Origin of the sequence: Xanthomonas citri pv. citri (assembly GCF_000961215.1) — a bacterium.
GTDB lineage: Bacteria > Pseudomonadota > Gammaproteobacteria > Xanthomonadales > Xanthomonadaceae > Xanthomonas > Xanthomonas cissicola.
On the sequence record NZ_CP008998.1, the window covers coordinates 4,639,628 to 4,656,454 of the forward strand.

Below are 16,827 nucleotides of genomic sequence, written 5' to 3' on the forward strand. Positions count from 1 at the left end.
CAGGAGCATGCACATGCAACGCAAATGGAAAGATCGTGGGGTCAACGCGCTGTCGGTCGTGCTGCTGGCAATCGGGCTGGCTGCCTGGATCGCACTGCCGTGGTTGGTGCTGCTGCCGATCGGTGGATTGCTGGCGGTGTGGCTGGTGGCCACACGCAGCGGGCGGCTCTCGCTGGCTGCCGCACGCATCGGCATCGCCACGTTGCCGCAGCGCTGGGGGTCCAGCTCGGTGATCGTGGTCGGCATCGCCGGCGTGGTCGGCGTGCTGGTGGCGATGCTGGCGATGGGCCAAGGCTTCCAGGCCACGCTCAACAGCACCGGCGACGAGACCACCGCGATCGTCCTGCGCGGCGGTTCGCAGGCGGAGACCAACTCGGTGATCACCCGCGACCTGGTGCCGCTGATCGGCAGCCTGCCCGGCATCACCGCCGATGCCAACGGCCGCCCGATGCTGTCGCCGGAACTCTCGCAAGTGGTGAACATCGCCTCCCGCTCCGACGGCACCGACGTCAACGCACAACTGCGTGGCGTGGGCGAACAGGCCTGGGCCGTGCATGACAAGGTCAAGATCGTGCAAGGCCGCCGCTTCAACACCGGCCTGCGCGAAATGGTGGTGGGCAAGGGCGCGTTGAACCAGTTCCGCGGACTGGAGCTGGGCAAGACACTCACGCTTGGCAGCCAGCAATGGACCGTGGTGGGCGTGTTCGCCTCCGGCGATGCGCACGATTCGGAGCTGTGGACCGACGCGCAGACGCTGGCCACCACCTACAACCGCAGCGCCTATCAGTCGATCAGCGCGCGCACCAACGGCAAGGCAGGCTTCAGCGCGTTCAAGACCGCCATGGCCGCCGATCCGCGGCTCAAGCTGGATGTGGGAACCACCCGCGCCTACTACGGCAAGCAGGGCGGCGGCTTGAACAAGTTGATCAACATCCTGGGCACGGTGATCGGGGCGATCATGGCAGTGGGCGCGGTATTCGGCGCGCTCAACACGATGTATGCGGCGGTGGCCACGCGCGCGCGCGAGATCGCCACCATGCGTGCGATCGGCTTCCGTGGCACGCCGGTGATCATGGCGCTGATGCTGGAAACCATGCTGCTGGCACTGCTGGGCGGGCTGCTGGGCGGGGCGATCGCCTGGGCGGTGTTCAACGGCTACACCGTCTCCACGCTGGGCAGCAACTTCAGCCAGGTGGTATTCCAGTTCAAGGTCTCGCCGGAGCTGCTGTGGAGCGGGCTGAAATGGGCGCTGGGCATCGGCCTGGTGGGCGGGCTGTTTCCCGCGCTGCGTGCCGCGCGTCTGCCGATTACCACGGCGTTGCGTGAGGTGTAGGCGGGTGTTGGCCCGCCGCGAATCGGGAATCGGGAATGGTGACAGCCGCGGCAGACCCGCGGCGGCGGCGGCGGCGGCTGAACGTATTGCAGGCTGTCATGGTTCTGTCACCGCAGTGCGGTAGATGCGCGGGCCGGGCAGGCCGTAGCCTGCTCGGCCGTTTGCTCCAACGATCGATCGCCATGACGCGCCTGCTTGTGCTGGTCTGCGCCTGCCTGTGGCTGGCCGGCTGCTCCTCTTCTTCGACCTCGCTCAGCGAGCGCTTGGTTGCGCCCGGTGGCACCTCGCCACTGCTGGACGAAGAACGCATCGCCGCCACCATCGCCACGGTGCCCAACCGCAGCGGGCATGTGGTGACGCGCGATGGCGTGCCGATCTTCTGGCGCGCGATCGACCCCGGCCAGTACGCCATGCACTATCGCTACATGGGGCAGCGCACCGACCCGGCGCATGCGCTGGATGTGGATTTCAGTTTCAAGGCACCGACTGCCAAGCCGCCGGCGCCGCGCGGCACGGTGGTGCTGCTGCACGGCTGGATGATGGATGGCGACTCACTGCTGCCCTGGTCGCTGCAGCTTGCGCAGGCCGGCTACCGCGTGGTCACCATCGACCTGCGCAACCATGGCCATTCCGGCGGCGGGCCGTCCGGCTACGGCACGCGCGAGTCCGACGACGTCATCGATGTGCTCGACGCCCTGCAGCCGCGCGGCGAAATCCGCGGGCCGCTGTATCTGTTCGGCATTTCCTACGGTGCCGCCACCGCGCTGTTTACGGCCGACAAACTCGGCCCGCGCGTGACCGGCGTGGTGGCGATGGAGTCCTTCGCCAATGCCGGGCGCGGCATCCGCGACATGGTGCCGCACCTGCTCGCCAGCCAGCCGCACGGGTGGCGTGGACGGGCGGTGGCGGCGTATGCACGCTGGCGCTATGCCGACCAGAATATCGACGCGGTGATTGCAGCGGCCGACACCCAGCTCAAGCTGGACCTGGACCGTGTCGATGTCGCGCACGCCCTGGCCGACACGCGCAGCTGCGTGCTGCTGTTGCACGGCGATGCCGATCAGCACATTCCGGTGGCGCATGGCCGTGCATTGGCCGTGGCCAGCGCGCGGGCGCATTACCTCGAACTGCCTGGCGAAAACCATTTGAGCCTGCCACTACGGCTGGACTTGCTCGGCGGGCCCGTCGACCAATGGCTGGCGCAGGTGCAACAAGACCCCAGCCATTGCCCTGCACCGCAGGCGCTGCCCGCGTCCACGCTGGCAGTGGCCAGCCCGTTGGCGCCGCCGCGCAGTTGAGCGCGGCAATCGCGCACGCTGACGCGAAGCAATCGCCCCATGAATGCCACACGCACTGCGTGCGGTGAGGCGCTGACTCAGCGCCTCACCACCGGCTGCCGCGAACGCACCACGCTGTCGCCGACAAACACCAGCAAACCCACCCAGATCGCGGCGAAGCCGATCGCGCGTCCCTGATCGAACGGCTCGTGGAAGAACCACACGCCCAGCAGCAACTGCAGGCTCGGTGCGATGTATTGCAGGATGCCCACCAACGACAGCGGAATGCGCCGCACGCCGTAGGCGAAACCGATCAACGGCAGCGCCGTCACCACGCCACCGAAGATCAGCATCGCATCGGTCCGCAGGCTCCAGCCGCTCAGGAACGCGCCGCCGTGGCCCTGCTCGCCCCACGCCGCCAGCAGCAGGGCCGGCACGAACAGGTACACGCTTTCCACGCCCAGCCCGGCCACCGCATCCACCGCCACCAATTTGCGCAGCAGCCCGTAAATACCGAAGGACACCGCCAGCCCCAAGGCAATCCACGGCGGCGCGCCGGCATCGATGGTCAGCCACAGCACGCCCGCTGCGGCGCACAGGCCACCGCTACCCACTGGATGCGGCGCAGGCGCTCTTTCAACACCAGCACGCCCAGCAAGACGCTCAGCAGCGGGTTGATGAAGTACCCCAGGCTGGCTTCGATCACATGCCCGGCGTTGATCGCCCAGATGTACAGGCCCCAATTGAACGCGATCGCCACGCTGCTGCCGGCCAGCATGCGCAGCGCGCGAGGCTGCGCGGCGATGCTGCGCCACCAGCGCAGGCCCGAGCTCGCCAGCAGCCAGGCCACCACCAGCACCGTGCTCCACACGATGCGGTGGGCGATGATCTGCAGCGACGGCACCGCCTTGAGCAGATGCCAGTACACCGGCACCAGCCCCCACAGCACGAAGGTGGAGGCGGTGATCAACAATCCGCGGCGCGCTTCCTGCGACGACACCGCGCTCATCGCCGCGCCTTGGCGAAGGTGACCACCAGCACGCCGGCCAGGATCACCGCCATCGCACCGATGTCCTGCGCGCTGAAGCGCTCGTGGCCGAGCCAGGCGCCCAGGCTGACCGCAATCACCGGGTTGACGTAGGCGTAGCTACCGGCGAGCGCAGGGCGCACGTGATGCAGCAGCCACACGTAGGCGGTAAACGCCACGATCGAGCCGAACACGCACAGGTACGCCACCGCCAGCAGTCCTTGCGGACTCGGCCACACCTGCGGGCGCTCGCCGATCAGCAGGCCGGTACTGACCAGCAGCACGCCGCCGCACAGCATCTGTCCGGCGGCGGTCATGAACGGCGAAGGCAGATCGCGCCCGCGCGACCACACCGAGCCGAATGCCCAGCCGATCGGTGCGATCAGCAGCAACACCAGGCCACCCGGCGTCGCGGTCAGGCTGCTGCCGGCGTTGAGCCACACCACGCCCAGAAAGCCGATCACGATGCCCAGCCATTCGCCGCCGCTGGCATGCTGCCCGCGCAAGGCGCCAAACAAGGCCATCCACAACGGCACCGAGGCCACCGCGGTGGCGGCCAGCCCGGACGACACGCTGCGCTCGGCCAGCACCACCATGCCGTTGCCGAGCAGCAGCAACGCCGCCCCCATCAGCGCCACGTTCTTCCACTGCGCACGCGTTGGCGCCGCCACGCCGCGCCAGCGCAGCGCGCTGTAGAGCACGCTACCAGCAACGATGAAACGCGCGCCGGACACCATCGTCAGCGGCTGCGCGCCACCTTCCAGCGCGAATCGGATCGCCAGATAGGTCGAGCCCCACACCACGTAGACCAGCAACAAGGCGAGAACGACTAACCCGCTGCGCGCAGGCGCGGCAGCATCGTGAGAGGAAGACATCGGAACAGTGCCAGTGCAGCGGAACCTTCAATTCTAGAGCACATGCCAAAGCCCACGCCGCACCTCGGTCGCGCTATGGTGCACTTCCCACCGCATCCGAGCGTGCATATGCAGTGTCCTCTTCGCTGGCTGGCCCTGGCCGCCTTGTTTGCAACGTCCGCCACGGCATTGGCGCGCGCACCCGAGCCGTGGGAACTCAGCGGCCGCAAGCTGATCGAAGCCGGACTGGACGGATCGCTTGCGCCAGAAATCACCGCGCCAGAGCAACGCGAGTTCAAGGTGCTTGTCTCGGCCAGCCGCGCCGGCGCGTATCTGCTCGGCGTCGCCAGCGCCAGCTATCGCACCGGCTGGTGCATGCCTGCAGGCAACACCGGCTCGCCCGATCTGCAGGCGGTCATCGCCGATATCGGCGCGCTGCCCGATACACGCCAGGACCAAGCCGCACCTGACTTGATCGTCCAGGCGCTGGCAAAGCGCTATCCGTGCAGCGGCGGCGACAAGAGCACGCGTGCCGGCGGCGGCAATTCAGCCAATGCCGCCAAGCCGTAGGGCACGCCTATACGCAGTCGTTCAATGCCATGGCGTTGACCACAACGCCAGCATTTGTACCGCGCGACGACAAACGTCCCGAGCAGCTGCCTGATGAGCGTGGACGGCGCGCACGCACAAGCAAGTGCATGCCACCGAGCAGCGGTTGCGTTCGCTTGGCGTAGCGCGCAGTCATTCGATACGCATGGAGAGCGTGCAGGATCCCAGGTGTACGAGCGCACATGCCGCATGGAGTCCAGCTGCGCTCTTCTGGCGATCAGCGCAGTCGTCTTGGACGCTGCTCTCAGCCCGTGATGGAGCGCGCGGTGCCCTCTCGCTCCTGCGCGCTTATTTGCGCACCGCATCGCTCTTGGCACGGATCGCCTTGAATTCAGAGCCATCCTGCCAGCTCGGCCACTGCCGGCCATTGGCCAGCGCCACGCCCACGTCGTAGACCAGCGTGGTGTCGGCGGCATGGCCGCTGGCATCCCATTGCGGGGTCCAGCGATCGCACGGCTGGTGATAGCAATCGGCGAAATACGTCTCGCGCAGTGCCTTGCCTGCCGCGACGCCGCCGTCGAGCATGTCCAGGCCGGGGCCGGCGGTGATCGCCGGCACACCCATGCGCGCGAACGCAAAATGATCGGCGCGGTAGAAGAAGCCTGCTTCCAGATTCGGGTCCGGCGAATAGCTGCGACCACGCGCCTTGGCGGCGGTTTCCAGGTCGTCTTCCAGCGACACCCGCCCACGTCCCCACGAGGCGATGTCGCGGGTCGGACCATCGGGGCTGAACATTTCCATGTTGAGCACGGCCACGGTCTTGTCCAACGGCGCCAGCGGGTGCGCGGCGTAGTAGTTGGCGCCGAGCAGGCCCTTTTCTTCGGCAGTCAAGGCAATAAAGTACAACGTGCGCTGCGGCTTGGGGCCGGCTGCGAACACGCGCGCCAGTTCCAGCACGCTGGCCACGCCGGTGGCGTTGTCCACGGCGCCGCGTCGAATCGCATCGCCACTGGCATCGGCCTTGCCGATCCCGAACGCATCCCAGTGCGCGGAGAAGATCACCGTCTCATCCGGATGCTGACTGCCGGTGAGTTTGGCCACCACGTTATGCGTCACCACACGCTCGCGCTTGAGCTTGAAATCCACCGACAACGTCGCATCGCCCAGGGCCACAGGCGCGAAGTCGCGCTGCTGCGCACGTGCCTTGGCCTGTTCGAAGTCCAGGCCGGCCTGCTTGAACAACGATACCGCCAGCGCACGCTGCATCCAGCCACGCACCGGCACGTGCTGCGCGCGGGCATCGGCATCGCTGCGCTCGATATCGAACAACGGCGACATGCCCGAGCTCTGCACCGTGCCCCAGCCATACGCCGCCGGCGCTGTCTCGTGCACGATCAACACCCCGGCCGCGCCGCGCCGCGCCGCCTCTTCGTACTTGTAGGTCCATCGGCCGTAATAGGTCACGGCCTTGCCGTCGAATGCGCCCGGCTGCGGCGATTCGAAATCGGCATCGTTGATCAGCACCACCGCAATCTTGCCGCGCAGGTCCACGCCCTTGTAGTCGTCCCATTGGCGCTCTGGCGCACTGATGCCGTAACCGACGAAGACCAGTGGCGCGTTCTTCAACGCGACCGCCTGCTGCGGGCGCAGGCTTTGCAGGGTCACATCGCTGCCATTGACCAGCGCCTGGGTCTTGCCGCCGACGCGCAGGCTTGCGCGCACCGGGCCATCCACCTGCGCGCGCACCAGCGGCACGGCCTGGGTCCAGCCGCCCTGCTCGCCACCTGGCTCCAGGTCGGCCGCCTTGAACTGCTCGACCAGGTAATCGACCGTGCGCTGCTCACCGGCGCTGGCCGGCGCGCGCCCTTCGAATTCGTCCGACGCCAGCAAGCGCACGTGACGCGACAATGCCTCGGCATCGATGCCGCCGCCCGGCAGATCGTTGGCGGCCTGCGCCACACCTCCCACAAACAGGCAGGCAGACAACAGCAGGATACGCATCGGATTCACGGTGAGGCCTTGCAACGGTAGATGACACATAGTTTACAAGCGTGCAGCCAACGCCGGAGCGCCACGATGCGAAATTGCGTTCGATCGGATGGACTGCATGCGTGGCGACGCGTGGATGATCTTCGGTTGAGCGGTAATGCACCCCATCCACGCACCATCGCAGGACACGCCGTAAAGACGGCATGCCGCAGAAGGTCCCTCGTTCGGCGGCCAAGGTTGTACTAACCCGTACGCGCCGCACGATCCAGCCAACAGCCCAGCCCTTGCGCGTTGAGCTCGATATCTGTTGCCAGCAGTCGCTCCACGGCGGCATCGTCCAACCGACATCCATGTTGGCGTGCGCGCTCCAGATACAACGCGGTCAATGCCGCCACCATGCAGCGATGCCGGTCCGGACGCTGCGCGCAGCCCAGCGCAATGTCGGTCATCGCATGAATCTGCTCGTCCAGCGCCTGCGCCAACGGTTCTGGCGAGGTGACACGGCCGTAATGGGTCAGATACATCGCCTGCGGTGCGGCGTCCATCAGGCGCGCGATCGACTGCAGCATGGCCTCGGGTTCGAACTGCACCGGCGAAGACGTCGGCAGAATGAACGCGCCGCGCGCGCTGTCCAATTGGCGATACGACAGGCCGAAGGTGTCGCCGGTGAACCAGCTGCGGCTGCGCGCATCCCACACGCATAGATGATGGCGTGCATGTCCAGGCGTCTCGATGATGCGCAGCACGCGCTCGCCCAGCATCACGGCATGACCCTCGTCCGCCGCGACCACACGCTCGGCCGGCACCGGCTCGATGATGCCGTAGTTGCGCGCCATGTCCGCCTCGCCATACACCGCGGTGGCACCGGCAATCAGCCGCGTGGGGTCGACCAGATGCGGCGCACCGCGCGGATGCACCAGCACCTGCGCATGGGGCAAATGCCGCAATAACGCTCCTGCCCCGCCGGCATGATCCAGATGCACATGGGTCAGGATCAACCACTCCACCTGCGCTGGCGACAACCCGGCCGCCTGCACGGCGGCCAGCATCTGCGGTACCGACAGCGAGGTACCGCAATCGATCAGGGCAGCCCGCTGCGCTTGGACGACCAGATACGCCGCATCGAATTGCACGCCACCAAAGCCGGTATCGATCGTGTGGATGTTGAACTCGGCTGTCGCTGTCATTCGCACCCCGCGGCGGCTGTAAGAACTGCAGTGTAGGCCCAGGCCTGGCGTCGCTGTCGTGCATGTCGCCACAGGCACGAGCTTACGCACCGCGATCGTCCACCTCTACGCCTGCTGCGCAGCGCAGGTCACGCCTCGCGCAAGGCGTCCATCGCAGCAAGAACCACGTCGGCATCCACTTGCGCATGCACGCCCGGCAGCTGCAAATCGCTGGCCTGCGCGGCCTGTTTCAGCCGCGCGATCACCTGTCCGGCATCGCGTGGCGAAGCGAAGCCATCGCTCTGCAGCAGCAATGCACCCGCGCCATCGTTCAACTTGAAGTAGAACTGGCCATCGCTTTCACGATATTGCTTGAACACCGGCAGTGCGATCTTTTCGCTGGCATGCACCGCCGCGGTGGCGGCTTGGCTGGACAGGTCGCGCAGGCCCACCGCGTCGCGCAACTCGGCCAGCAGCGGGGTGGCGTAGCGCGCGCGCAGACGTGCACCACCGGCGCGCAGAATCGCTTCGATCCTGGCCGGCTCTGCAATCAAGCCCTCGTAGCGCGTACGCAGCGGCGCGATCTCTTGATCGATCCGCTCGAACACCTGCTGCTTGGCATCGCCCCAACCGATGCCGTCGGCAAACGCCTGCGCAAAGGCGGCAGATTCCTGCGGCGTGGCAAATGCCTGATACAGCTGAAACAACGCCGACCCCTGCGTGTCCTTCGCTTGGCCCGGGGCGCGCGAATCGGTGAGGATGGAAAACACCAGCTTGCGCAATTCCTCGCGCGGTGCGAACAGTGGAATGGTATTGCCATAGCTCTTGCTCATCTTGCGGCCATCCAGGCCCGGCAAGGTGGACACCTGCTCGTCGATCACCGCTTCGGGCAGGGTGAAAAATTCGCGCCCATAGACATGATTGAAACGCTGCGCGAAATCGCGTGCCATTTCGATGTGCTGGATCTGGTCGCGCCCGACCGGCACCTGGTGCGCGTTGAAGATCAAGATATCGGCCGCCATCAACACCGGATACATGAACAAGCCTGCGGTAACGCCGGCATCCTCGTCCTCGCCATCGGCGCGGTTCCTGTCCACCGCCGCCTTGTAGGCATGCGCGCGATTGAGGATGCCCTTGCCGGCCACGCAGGTCAGCAACCACATCAACTCGGTGGTCTCGGGCACATCGGACTGCCGGTAGAACCACACCTTGTCCGGGTCCAGGCCGCAGGCCAGCCAGGTGGCGGCGATTTCCAGTGTCGAACGCTGCGTGCGTGCCGGGTCCTGCGCCTTGATCAGGCTATGCAGATCGGCCAGGAAATAGAAGCTCTCCGCATCGGCGCCTGCACTGGCCTGGATGGCCGGGCGGATCGCACCCACGTAATTGCCCAGATGCGGGGTGCCGGAGGTGGTGATGCCGGTAAGGACACGGGTGGTCATCGACGTCATGCCAGGATGGGGTAGCCCCCAAGTTTAGCGGTTCCAGTTTAGCGGTTCCGCACTTTTGCCACCGCTGCAGAGGCCCGGGAGTTGGTTCGACGCTCCAACGCAGAACGGGCCGCACCAGGCGGCCCGTCGTCTGCGAGCTGCTCGCCTCAACCGGCGCAGACTGGTGCACCATCAGGTGTCGTCGCGCAGCGACTTTTCGAATGCGCGCACTTCCGTCTGGGCGCGGTCGCGATCCCAGCCGTAGCGTTCCTGGAGCTTGCCCTGCAGATATTCGGCATTGCCTTCGGCAACCTTGAAATCGTCGTCGGTAAGATCGCCCCACTTCGCCTGGGCCTTGCCCTTCAACTGGGTCCACTTGCCGGAAATGATGTCACTGTTCATGCGCTGACTCCGCTGGTGCGGTCGCGATTGACCGTAGCGCCAGCGTGCCCACGCGGGCGTTGGCACTGGATCAAAAGGTGTCAAACCGCCGATCACCGCACTGAACCGTTGCCCACCCCCATCGAGGGTCTTACTCGCACGCCGTGCATGTGTCGCGCCGCGCCTTCCACGTAAGCGCGCACAAAAAACGGGCCTTGCGGCCCGTCTTTTTGCATGCAGCGTCGGATTACTTACGCGCTGCGTCTTCCACCTTCTCGCCAGCGCCCTGCACGTCCTTGCCGGCACCTGCGACGGTGTTGCAACCCGCCAGCATTCCCACCGACAACATCGACAGCACCAGCAGCACAATTGCACGCTTCATAACACACTCCTCATGGGTAAAGCGGCGCGTTGCCGCAGATCGATCAATTCAACAAGACCACGCGATGTGACGGATCAGCACTTACCGTCGCTGCATTTTTCGGCCGTTTTCTCGACCTTGTTGCCCGCACCCTGCATGTCCTTGCCGGCGCCGGCCACGGTGTTGCAGCCCGTCATCACGCCGGCCGAAAACAGGCCCAGCACCATCAGTGTCAGCAGTCGCTTCATCGCTCGTCCTCGTTCAATACGGTGCCAGCGCACCTGGCTTGGCGCCAAATCTGACTGCGCGGCCGTGGATTTGATGTGAACGCGTCGCGGTGCGCTCGGTACGGCATCAATCCCGCATCAGCGTCGACTTGCCGAACAGGCTTTCGACCAGATCCACCGCCAGTTCGGCGGTCGCGTTGCGGTTGTCCAGCACCGGGTTGAGTTCGACGATATCCAACGACCCCATGCGCCCGGTGTCGGCAATCATCTCCATCACCAGTTGCGCCTCGCGGTAGTTGGGGCCACCGGGCACCGTGGTGCCCACGCCCGGCGCGATGCTGGGGTCGAGGAAATCCACATCGAAACTCACGTGCAGGTGCGTATCGGCGCTCATGTCCTGCAATGCCGCTTCCATGGTGCGCTTCATCCCGGCTTCGTCGATGTAGCGCATGTCGTACACATCGATGCGGTGCTGCTTGATCAGCCGCTTCTCCTCCGGGTCCACCGAGCGGATGCCGATCTGCCGCACCTGCTCGGGCAACAACGCCGGCGCACTGCCGCCCAGGTGCGTCAGCGCCTCGGGGCCCAGCCCGCACAGGCAGGCCACCGGCATGCCGTGCACGTTGCCCGAAGGGGTCACCTCACTGGTGTTGAAATCCGAATGCGCATCCAGCCACAGCACCCGCAATGGCCTGCCCTGCTCGCGGCAGTACTTGGCCACCGCCGTGATCGAGCCGATGCCCAGGCAATGGTCGCCACCGAGCATGATCGGCATGCGCCCGGCACGCAGTTCGGCGTAGCTGGCGTCCATCAGCGCCTGGTTCCACGCCACCACTTCGTCCAGATGCCGGTAGCCGGCCTGCGGCGCCTGCCAGGGATTGCGCGGACCATCCAGATTGCCCAGATCGCGCACCTCCACGCCGCGGCCGACCAGCGCCTCCTGCAGGCCGGCGATGCGTAGCGCCTCCGGTCCCATGCGCGCACCGCGGTGGCCCGCGCCGATGTCGGTAGGGACGCCAATCAGGGAAACCGGCACGTACTGCGTTGCCATGCGTTGCTCCAGTCACGATAAGGCCGTGCAGTCTAGTTGCCCGCCCGCACAGTGACGCGCGGCAGCGCAGCACACATGTCGCCCGTACTGAACAGTGCGAGCAAACGCGAGGTTTAGATCTGCCTCCTCGCGCCGCTATCGTGACGTGCCAGGGCACTTTGTGGCGCACCGGACTTTGCCGATTCTGCCTGTCTGACCGCCCAGTTAAGCATCACGGGCGGGCGTGACAGCCTGCTCGGATCCGGGTGGTATGGTGCGCCGCCCGGCGCGGCACACCACGCACGTACGCGCTCGGGCCATCACGCAACAGGGGGAGTTTCATGCCGCACAACGCCGTCAACCAGGTCGTCAAGGCTGCCGTAGGCGAAGTCCCGCGGGCATTGCATTTCTACGATCTGCAGCGCATCGGGCACGAATTTGCGCAGACCATCGAACGTGAGCCGGGCATCCGTCTGTTGATGCTCTCCACTGCCGACGGGCGTGCCATTACCGAGCGTTCCAGCCTGGATGTGGACAGTCGCCGGCTTGCCGCGATGGCCAATTCGTTCCTGACCCTGGGCGAGACCCTGGCGCGCGAATCCAGCCTGAAAGAGGCCGATTACGCCACCATCAGCACGCGCGTCGGGCAGCTGGTGCTGATCCGCATCCGCGCCGACAAGCCGCTGACGCTCACCGCAGTGGGCAGTAGCGACATCAATGCCGCTGCGCTGTTGTTCAATGCCCGCGATTGCGCCGGCCGCCTCGCCACCGTGTTGACGCCGCCGCAAGGCTGAGCACTTGGCACTGTTCGTGCATGCCGCAAGGCACCCATTCCTCATCGTTTGTAAGGACCACACGTGTCAAAACTCAATCTGGAACACCTGCATTCGCTGGCCGGCTTCGTCGGCGCGGCGCTGGTCGATAGCGACAGCGGCATGGCGCTGGGCATGACCGGCGGTGCCGAGCTCAACCTGGAATTGGCGGCGGCCGGCAATACCGAAGTGGTGCGCGCCAAGCGCCGTATCGCCGAACAGCTCGGCCTGAACGACACCATCGAAGACATCCTGATCACGCTTGCACGCCAATACCATTTGCTGCGCCCACTTGAAAGCAACAGCACGCTGTTCCTGTATGTGGTGCTGGACCGCGCCAAGGCCAACCTGGCCATGGCCCGCCACGAGCTCAAGGCGTTCGAAAAGACCCTCGATTTCGGTTGATGCCGACAGCGCGCTGCCAGCGCATCGCCTGATCCAGCCTGCCGGTGCTGACCGGCAGGCATCTCGTCATCCAATGCGCCGCCACCGCGCCAGCTCATGACTACACCCATCAACGCCATGCGGGTCGCCACGGCCGGCCTGGACCTGCTGCACACCACACGCCTGAAACTGGCGTGCTCGCTGCTGCTCGCCGAACGCATCGACGTGCAGTTGGGCCAATGGCCGCAGCACGCAGCCGATGTGGTGGTACTGGGCCTGGACAGCGCCGATGGCCTGGCCGCCTGGCAGGCATTGCAGGGGCAACCGGTGCGTGTGCTGGTGGTGTCGCGCACGCCCATGGCCGGCGCGTGGATCAAGCACGGCGCCACCGTGCGCGAACTCAACGAACACATGCGCCTGCTGTTGTCCTCGCCGCACGCCACCCCGGTCGCGGAGCCGGCATTGCTGCTGCGGTATTGCCGCGGCGAATTCGGTGCCGGCGCAGTGACGCTGCAGCATGCGCAGTTGCACGTGCGTGTGGACCCGAGCAATGGTTGCGTGCAGTTGCCGGCTGGCGTGGCGCTGGCGGAGGTGATCGCCGCGCTGGACCGCTCGGGCTGGCACGTCGTGTCCGACCTTGCCGCGACCGCGTTACCCCAACGCATTTCCTTCGAAGCGCTGTTTTTCGCCCTGCCCGAGCATCTGCGCCAGGCGCTGCCGGCAGTGGAACCCGGGCATGCGCTGCAATTGCGCCAGTGGCCGGAGTTGACTGCAGAAACCAGTTCGCCAGCCCAGTTGCTGGCCATTGCCCACCTGCATGCACGCCCCTGGCGCCCGCAGGCGCTGGCCAATGCTTGCAAGCTGCCGCTGCAAACGGTGGAATGCCTGTTCGCCGCTGCACTTGCCAGCGGCCTCGCCCAGACTGCGGAGATTCCCGTGCCTGCAACGCAGCGTCGCCCAGACGGCGGAAACACGCGGTTCTTTTCCTGGGTCGCACGTCGGTTCGGCCTTTCCCTCTTCCAGGGGCAGTCATGAGTCTTCCAGCCAACAAGCTGGTGTTCGTCGGCGGCATGGGCGCCGGCAAGACCACCGCAGTGCGCTCCATCTCCGATGTGGAGCCGGTCAGCACCGAAATGCCGCTCAGCCAGGACGCGTACGGCGACAAGACCTACACCACCGTCGCGCTGGACTACAGCTCGATCGAGCTGGAAGACGGCGAGCTGCTGCATGTCTACGGTGTGCCAGGCCAGAAATACCTGGATTTCATGTGGCCGCTGGTGTGCGACGGTGCGCTGGGTGTGATCGTGCTGACCAACGCACGCGACCCGCAGATGCTCACAGCCACGCTGGAGTTGTTGCGCGAGTTTTCGCAGATCGCACCCGAGGCCAGCCTGGCGGTGGGCATCACCATGACCGATGAAGTCGAGGATTTCCTGGTGCCGCCCTTTCGCGAAGCCCTGGTGGCCGAAGGCTTCCGCGTGCCGGTCATGCGCGTGGATGCGCGCTCGGCCACCCAGATCACCTTCCTGGTGAAATCGCTGCTGTCCTACCGCTACACCTCGGCGACCAGCTGATCGAAAGCGCGCCTGGCGCGGGCGCTGGGCACGGCAAGCAAGACAAGGAATCTGGTCACGACGGTGCCTGAGAGGGCGTCACGCGGGGGATGCCGCCTCTAGGGTGGCGGCGACGCGTCCGTTTTCCTTGAAGCCAAAAACACGACTCAGTCGCGATGTGCGTGTGCAGTGTGTCTGACTTGTTCAGTATGGCCCGCGGCTAGAAGCCAGGATATCGGGACATTTCCGACATCGCGCAGGACATACCGGCGATAAGAGTTAGGCAATATCCGCCACGACGCGCCTCAGATCTTTCGGCTTCACCCCCGTCGCGTTGCCGTCGCGTATCCCACATGCTCCTGCGGCTGATTTTCGCCAGCACGGGTGTCGCGAAGACTGCATGCTCGCCATTGCTGCTGGCGGTAGGGTCCATCGCCACGATCAGATAAAGTAGCGCGATGACAATCGAACTGAAGCCCGGCGGCTTGCTGATCGCCATCGAAGGCATCGACGGCGCTGGCAAGACCACCCTCGCCCGCCGCCTGGCCGCCACCCTGGACGCCGCCGGCGCGCGCGTCGTGCTGAGCAAGGAGCCCACCAACGGCCCATGGGGCACCCAATTGCGCCAGTCCGCCGCCACCGGCCGCCTGAGTGCAGAGGAAGAAGCCGAACTGCTCATCCGCGACCGCCACGAACACGTGGACACGTTGATCGCGCCCGCGCTGGCACGCGGCGACATCGTCATCCTGGACCGCTATTTCCCGTCGATGGTGGCCTATCAGGGCGCGGCCGGTCTGCCGCTGGACGAACTCCTGGAGCGCAACGCCTTCGCGCCGCGCCCGGACGTCCTGCTGCTGCTCGACCTGCCCCCGCCCACCGGCCTGGCCCGTATCCGCGCCCGCGGCGATGCGCCCAACCACTTCGAAACCCAGGACAACCTGGAACGCTGCCGCACGATTTTTGCCGCGCTGGAATTGCCCGGCAAACACGTGGTGGACGCCAGCGCCGATGCCGACAGCGTGCTGCGCCAGGCCCACGCCATCATCGTGGCCGCATTGGCCGACCGACTGAGCGGCGATGCAGCACATACAGACACCGGCAAGGCCGCGCTGGAACTGCTCTCGGCCGGCCGCCCGGCCTGATGCTGCACCTCGCATCGCGCGATCAACATCGCGCGATGTACGTGACATGGTGCGAGCCACTTTAAGCGGCTACCAAAACGATGCGAGCAGCCTTCAGGCGAGCATGGGTAGCGCGCTCGGAACGGAGTGCGACGCATACGCCCGCTCACACGACGCTGAACACGCTACCGTCTGTTGGGACAGATGGCGGCAAGCAACGCGCCATCGTGCTTGGCAATGAGTTGATGCAAATCCCACACCGCATCGCGTGCTCGGGCTGCAGCAACGTCGACCGTGATTGCCACGTCTGCATGGATCGAAGATGGTGCCGACACCCGGATTCGAACTGGGGACCTACCGCTTACAAGGCGGTTGCTCTACCAACTGAGCTATGCCGGCGAAGGCAGGCGCGTTGCGCGCCGGTGCGCATTCTAGCGCAGCGCGGCGCAATCTAGCGAACGCTGACGCGTGGCACCGGCAGCCCCTTGCAGGGCGCTGGTGGCCGCACTGGTGCGGACATCGATCCACCACCGCGATTGGCCGTTGCCGCTGGGCACCAGTTGCGCCGGAAATCCTGCGCCGACCAGGCTGGCCTGGCGCCGCTCGGCGCGCTCGCGGCTCTGGTACTGGCCCAGCGCCACGGTGTTGTCCTCGCCCTGCGCGATCACGTAGTAGTCGCCCATCCCGGCCGCGGCAATGCGCTTGACCAAGGCCTGCGCAGCCGCGCGATCGCCCACATTGGGCAACATCACCCGAAATGTGCTGATGCCGGCGTCCTTGTCCTCGCGCACGCTGGCGCGGCTGGCCTGCCCACGTACGCGCGCCAGCGCGGCATCGGCATCGGCGCGTGCCGCAAAGGGTCCCAGGCTGGCGCAGCGCTCTGCGGCAGGCGGGGATGGCGCGGGCGATGATTGTGCAGCCGTCGTGGCGACGCCATTGGCTGGTTTCGCAGCAGCTTCCGATGCGCTGCGCGGCGCTTCCGCTGCAGCAGTGGTGGCCGGTGTCGGCGCTGCAGACGTGGGCGTGGAGGGACCCGCAACTGCCGACGTGGCCGGCGTGGGTACGGATGCAAGCCCGGATGCTGTCGATGTCGATGTCGATGGCGCCGGTGCTGTCGACGCACTCTCTGCCGCAGACCCCGATCCCGTATGCGCTGCAGCCGGCAGCACAGCTTCGCCAGCACCGGTCACTGTTGGCAGCAACTCCAGCCGCGCCACACCGCTCGGCTGCGGCGGCGCCGACGGTGGTGCCGATGGCGGCTGCAAGGCCCACCACAACGCCACCCCGGCGTTGAGGACGATCAAAACGACGATGAGGGCACGCACATACATGCCCC

General features: G+C 66.1%; 17 protein-coding genes, 1 tRNA gene and 1 pseudogene. 8 read left to right on the top strand and 11 right to left on the bottom strand.

Annotated elements, in window-relative coordinates; genetic code table 11:
• Positions 1 to 7: 7 nt before the first annotated feature.
• Positions 8 to 1,333: an ABC transporter permease gene (locus tag AMD14_RS20450; RefSeq protein ID WP_162010802.1), complete on the top strand. Its 1,326-nt coding sequence runs from the start codon at positions 8 to 10 to the stop codon at positions 1,331 to 1,333.
• Positions 1,334 to 1,515: 182 nt separating this feature from the next.
• Positions 1,516 to 2,631, top strand: a complete 1,116-nt coding sequence (locus tag AMD14_RS20455) for an alpha/beta hydrolase family protein (RefSeq protein WP_003486584.1) — start codon at positions 1,516 to 1,518, stop codon at positions 2,629 to 2,631.
• Positions 2,632 to 2,708: 77 nt separating this feature from the next.
• Here AMD14_RS20455 and rarD read toward each other — a convergent pair.
• Together rarD and yedA are read right to left on the bottom strand one after the other, a co-directional pair.
• Positions 2,709 to 3,619, bottom strand: a pseudogene (rarD, locus tag AMD14_RS20460) (EamA family transporter RarD).
• Entirely contained in the window at positions 3,616 to 4,512 is an 897-nt protein-coding gene (yedA, locus tag AMD14_RS20465; RefSeq protein WP_011052668.1) for a drug/metabolite exporter YedA, read from the bottom strand. Before yedA ends, rarD begins: the two are co-directional and overlap by 4 nt.
• A gap of 75 nt (positions 4,513 to 4,587) precedes the next feature.
• Between yedA and AMD14_RS20470 the strand changes: the two genes are divergently transcribed.
• Complete coding sequence (locus tag AMD14_RS20470) at positions 4,588 to 5,061, top strand: Rap1a/Tai family immunity protein (RefSeq protein ID WP_033479688.1); 474 nt, start codon at positions 4,588 to 4,590, stop codon at positions 5,059 to 5,061.
• A 327-nt stretch (positions 5,062 to 5,388) separates the two neighbouring features.
• Here AMD14_RS20470 and AMD14_RS20475 read toward each other — a convergent pair whose 3' ends face one another.
• From AMD14_RS20475 to rocF, 7 genes are all read right to left on the bottom strand, one after another.
• The gene (locus AMD14_RS20475) at positions 5,389 to 7,041 is read right to left on the bottom strand and encodes a M28 family metallopeptidase (protein WP_015463703.1); all 1,653 of its coding nucleotides are present in this window, start codon (positions 7,039 to 7,041) and stop codon (positions 5,389 to 5,391) included.
• A gap of 230 nt (positions 7,042 to 7,271) precedes the next feature.
• Positions 7,272 to 8,216, bottom strand: a complete 945-nt coding sequence (locus AMD14_RS20480) for an MBL fold metallo-hydrolase (protein WP_015463704.1) — start codon at positions 8,214 to 8,216, stop codon at positions 7,272 to 7,274.
• 128 nt (positions 8,217 to 8,344) lie between these two features.
• A complete protein-coding gene (locus AMD14_RS20485; protein WP_015463705.1) occupies positions 8,345 to 9,634 on the bottom strand; it encodes a tryptophan--tRNA ligase in 1,290 nt (429 codons plus the stop codon).
• A 180-nt stretch (positions 9,635 to 9,814) separates the two neighbouring features.
• Positions 9,815 to 10,024: a CsbD family protein gene (locus AMD14_RS20490; protein ID WP_003486601.1), complete on the bottom strand. Its 210-nt coding sequence runs from the start codon at positions 10,022 to 10,024 to the stop codon at positions 9,815 to 9,817.
• 226 nt (positions 10,025 to 10,250) lie between these two features.
• Positions 10,251 to 10,385, bottom strand: coding sequence for an entericidin A/B family lipoprotein (locus AMD14_RS20495; RefSeq protein WP_005914328.1), 135 nt, complete (start codon positions 10,383 to 10,385; stop codon positions 10,251 to 10,253).
• A gap of 74 nt (positions 10,386 to 10,459) precedes the next feature.
• Positions 10,460 to 10,612: an entericidin A/B family lipoprotein gene (locus AMD14_RS20500; protein ID WP_003486606.1), complete on the bottom strand. Its 153-nt coding sequence runs from the start codon at positions 10,610 to 10,612 to the stop codon at positions 10,460 to 10,462.
• Between the two features lie 106 nt (positions 10,613 to 10,718).
• The gene (gene rocF / locus AMD14_RS20505) at positions 10,719 to 11,642 is read right to left on the bottom strand and encodes an arginase (protein WP_005927745.1); all 924 of its coding nucleotides are present in this window, start codon (positions 11,640 to 11,642) and stop codon (positions 10,719 to 10,721) included.
• A gap of 320 nt (positions 11,643 to 11,962) precedes the next feature.
• On the opposite strand from rocF, the gene AMD14_RS20510 reads away from it, so the two are divergent.
• From AMD14_RS20510 to tmk, 5 genes are all read left to right on the top strand, one after another.
• On the top strand, positions 11,963 to 12,415 hold the full coding sequence (locus AMD14_RS20510) for a roadblock/LC7 domain-containing protein (protein WP_003486611.1): 453 nt from the start codon (positions 11,963 to 11,965) through the stop codon (positions 12,413 to 12,415).
• A 63-nt stretch (positions 12,416 to 12,478) separates the two neighbouring features.
• A complete protein-coding gene (locus AMD14_RS20515; RefSeq protein WP_003486613.1) occupies positions 12,479 to 12,838 on the top strand; it encodes a roadblock/LC7 domain-containing protein in 360 nt (119 codons plus the stop codon).
• 96 nt (positions 12,839 to 12,934) lie between these two features.
• Positions 12,935 to 13,852 carry a hypothetical protein gene (locus AMD14_RS20520; RefSeq protein ID WP_011052673.1) on the top strand — a complete coding sequence of 306 codons (918 nt, stop codon included), beginning with the start codon at positions 12,935 to 12,937 and terminating at the stop codon, positions 13,850 to 13,852.
• Entirely contained in the window at positions 13,849 to 14,391 is a 543-nt protein-coding gene (locus AMD14_RS20525) for a GTP-binding protein (protein WP_003486615.1), read from the top strand. Before AMD14_RS20520 ends, AMD14_RS20525 begins: the two co-directional genes overlap by 4 nt.
• A 437-nt stretch (positions 14,392 to 14,828) precedes the next feature.
• A complete protein-coding gene (tmk, locus tag AMD14_RS20530) occupies positions 14,829 to 15,512 on the top strand; it encodes a dTMP kinase (protein ID WP_011052674.1) in 684 nt (227 codons plus the stop codon).
• Between the two features lie 302 nt (positions 15,513 to 15,814).
• On the opposite strand, the gene AMD14_RS20535 is transcribed toward tmk, so the two are convergent.
• Positions 15,815 to 15,890: transfer RNA gene (locus AMD14_RS20535), tRNA-Thr, on the bottom strand.
• Between the two features lie 32 nt (positions 15,891 to 15,922).
• Positions 15,923 to 16,822 (bottom strand): SPOR domain-containing protein, encoded by a 900-nt coding sequence (locus AMD14_RS20540; protein WP_011052675.1) that lies wholly within the window; start codon positions 16,820 to 16,822, stop codon positions 15,923 to 15,925.
• Positions 16,823 to 16,827 lie beyond the last annotated feature (5 nt).

Bases quoted from the DNA above. Each gene is read 5' to 3' on its own strand.
- AMD14_RS20450 (WP_162010802.1), top strand. From the start codon at position 8: ATGCACATGCAACGCAAATGGAAAGATCGTGGGGTCAACGCGCTGTCG.
- AMD14_RS20455 (WP_003486584.1), top strand. From the start codon at position 1,516: ATGACGCGCCTGCTTGTGCTGGTCTGCGCCTGCCTGTGGCTGGCCGGC.
- yedA (WP_011052668.1), bottom strand. From the start codon at position 4,512: ATGTCTTCCTCTCACGATGCTGCCGCGCCTGCGCGCAGCGGGTTAGTC.
- AMD14_RS20470 (WP_033479688.1), top strand. From the start codon at position 4,588: ATGGTGCACTTCCCACCGCATCCGAGCGTGCATATGCAGTGTCCTCTT.
- AMD14_RS20475 (WP_015463703.1), bottom strand. From the start codon at position 7,041: ATGCGTATCCTGCTGTTGTCTGCCTGCCTGTTTGTGGGAGGTGTGGCG.
- AMD14_RS20480 (WP_015463704.1), bottom strand. From the start codon at position 8,216: ATGACAGCGACAGCCGAGTTCAACATCCACACGATCGATACCGGCTTT.
- AMD14_RS20485 (WP_015463705.1), bottom strand. From the start codon at position 9,634: ATGACCACCCGTGTCCTTACCGGCATCACCACCTCCGGCACCCCGCAT.
- AMD14_RS20490 (WP_003486601.1), bottom strand. From the start codon at position 10,024: ATGAACAGTGACATCATTTCCGGCAAGTGGACCCAGTTGAAGGGCAAG.
- AMD14_RS20495 (WP_005914328.1), bottom strand. From the start codon at position 10,385: ATGAAGCGTGCAATTGTGCTGCTGGTGCTGTCGATGTTGTCGGTGGGA.
- AMD14_RS20500 (WP_003486606.1), bottom strand. From the start codon at position 10,612: ATGAAGCGACTGCTGACACTGATGGTGCTGGGCCTGTTTTCGGCCGGC.
- rocF (WP_005927745.1), bottom strand. From the start codon at position 11,642: ATGGCAACGCAGTACGTGCCGGTTTCCCTGATTGGCGTCCCTACCGAC.
- AMD14_RS20510 (WP_003486611.1), top strand. From the start codon at position 11,963: ATGCCGCACAACGCCGTCAACCAGGTCGTCAAGGCTGCCGTAGGCGAA.
- AMD14_RS20520 (WP_011052673.1), top strand. From the start codon at position 12,935: ATGACTACACCCATCAACGCCATGCGGGTCGCCACGGCCGGCCTGGAC.
- AMD14_RS20525 (WP_003486615.1), top strand. From the start codon at position 13,849: ATGAGTCTTCCAGCCAACAAGCTGGTGTTCGTCGGCGGCATGGGCGCC.
- tmk (WP_011052674.1), top strand. From the start codon at position 14,829: ATGACAATCGAACTGAAGCCCGGCGGCTTGCTGATCGCCATCGAAGGC.
- AMD14_RS20540 (WP_011052675.1), bottom strand. From the start codon at position 16,822: ATGTATGTGCGTGCCCTCATCGTCGTTTTGATCGTCCTCAACGCCGGG.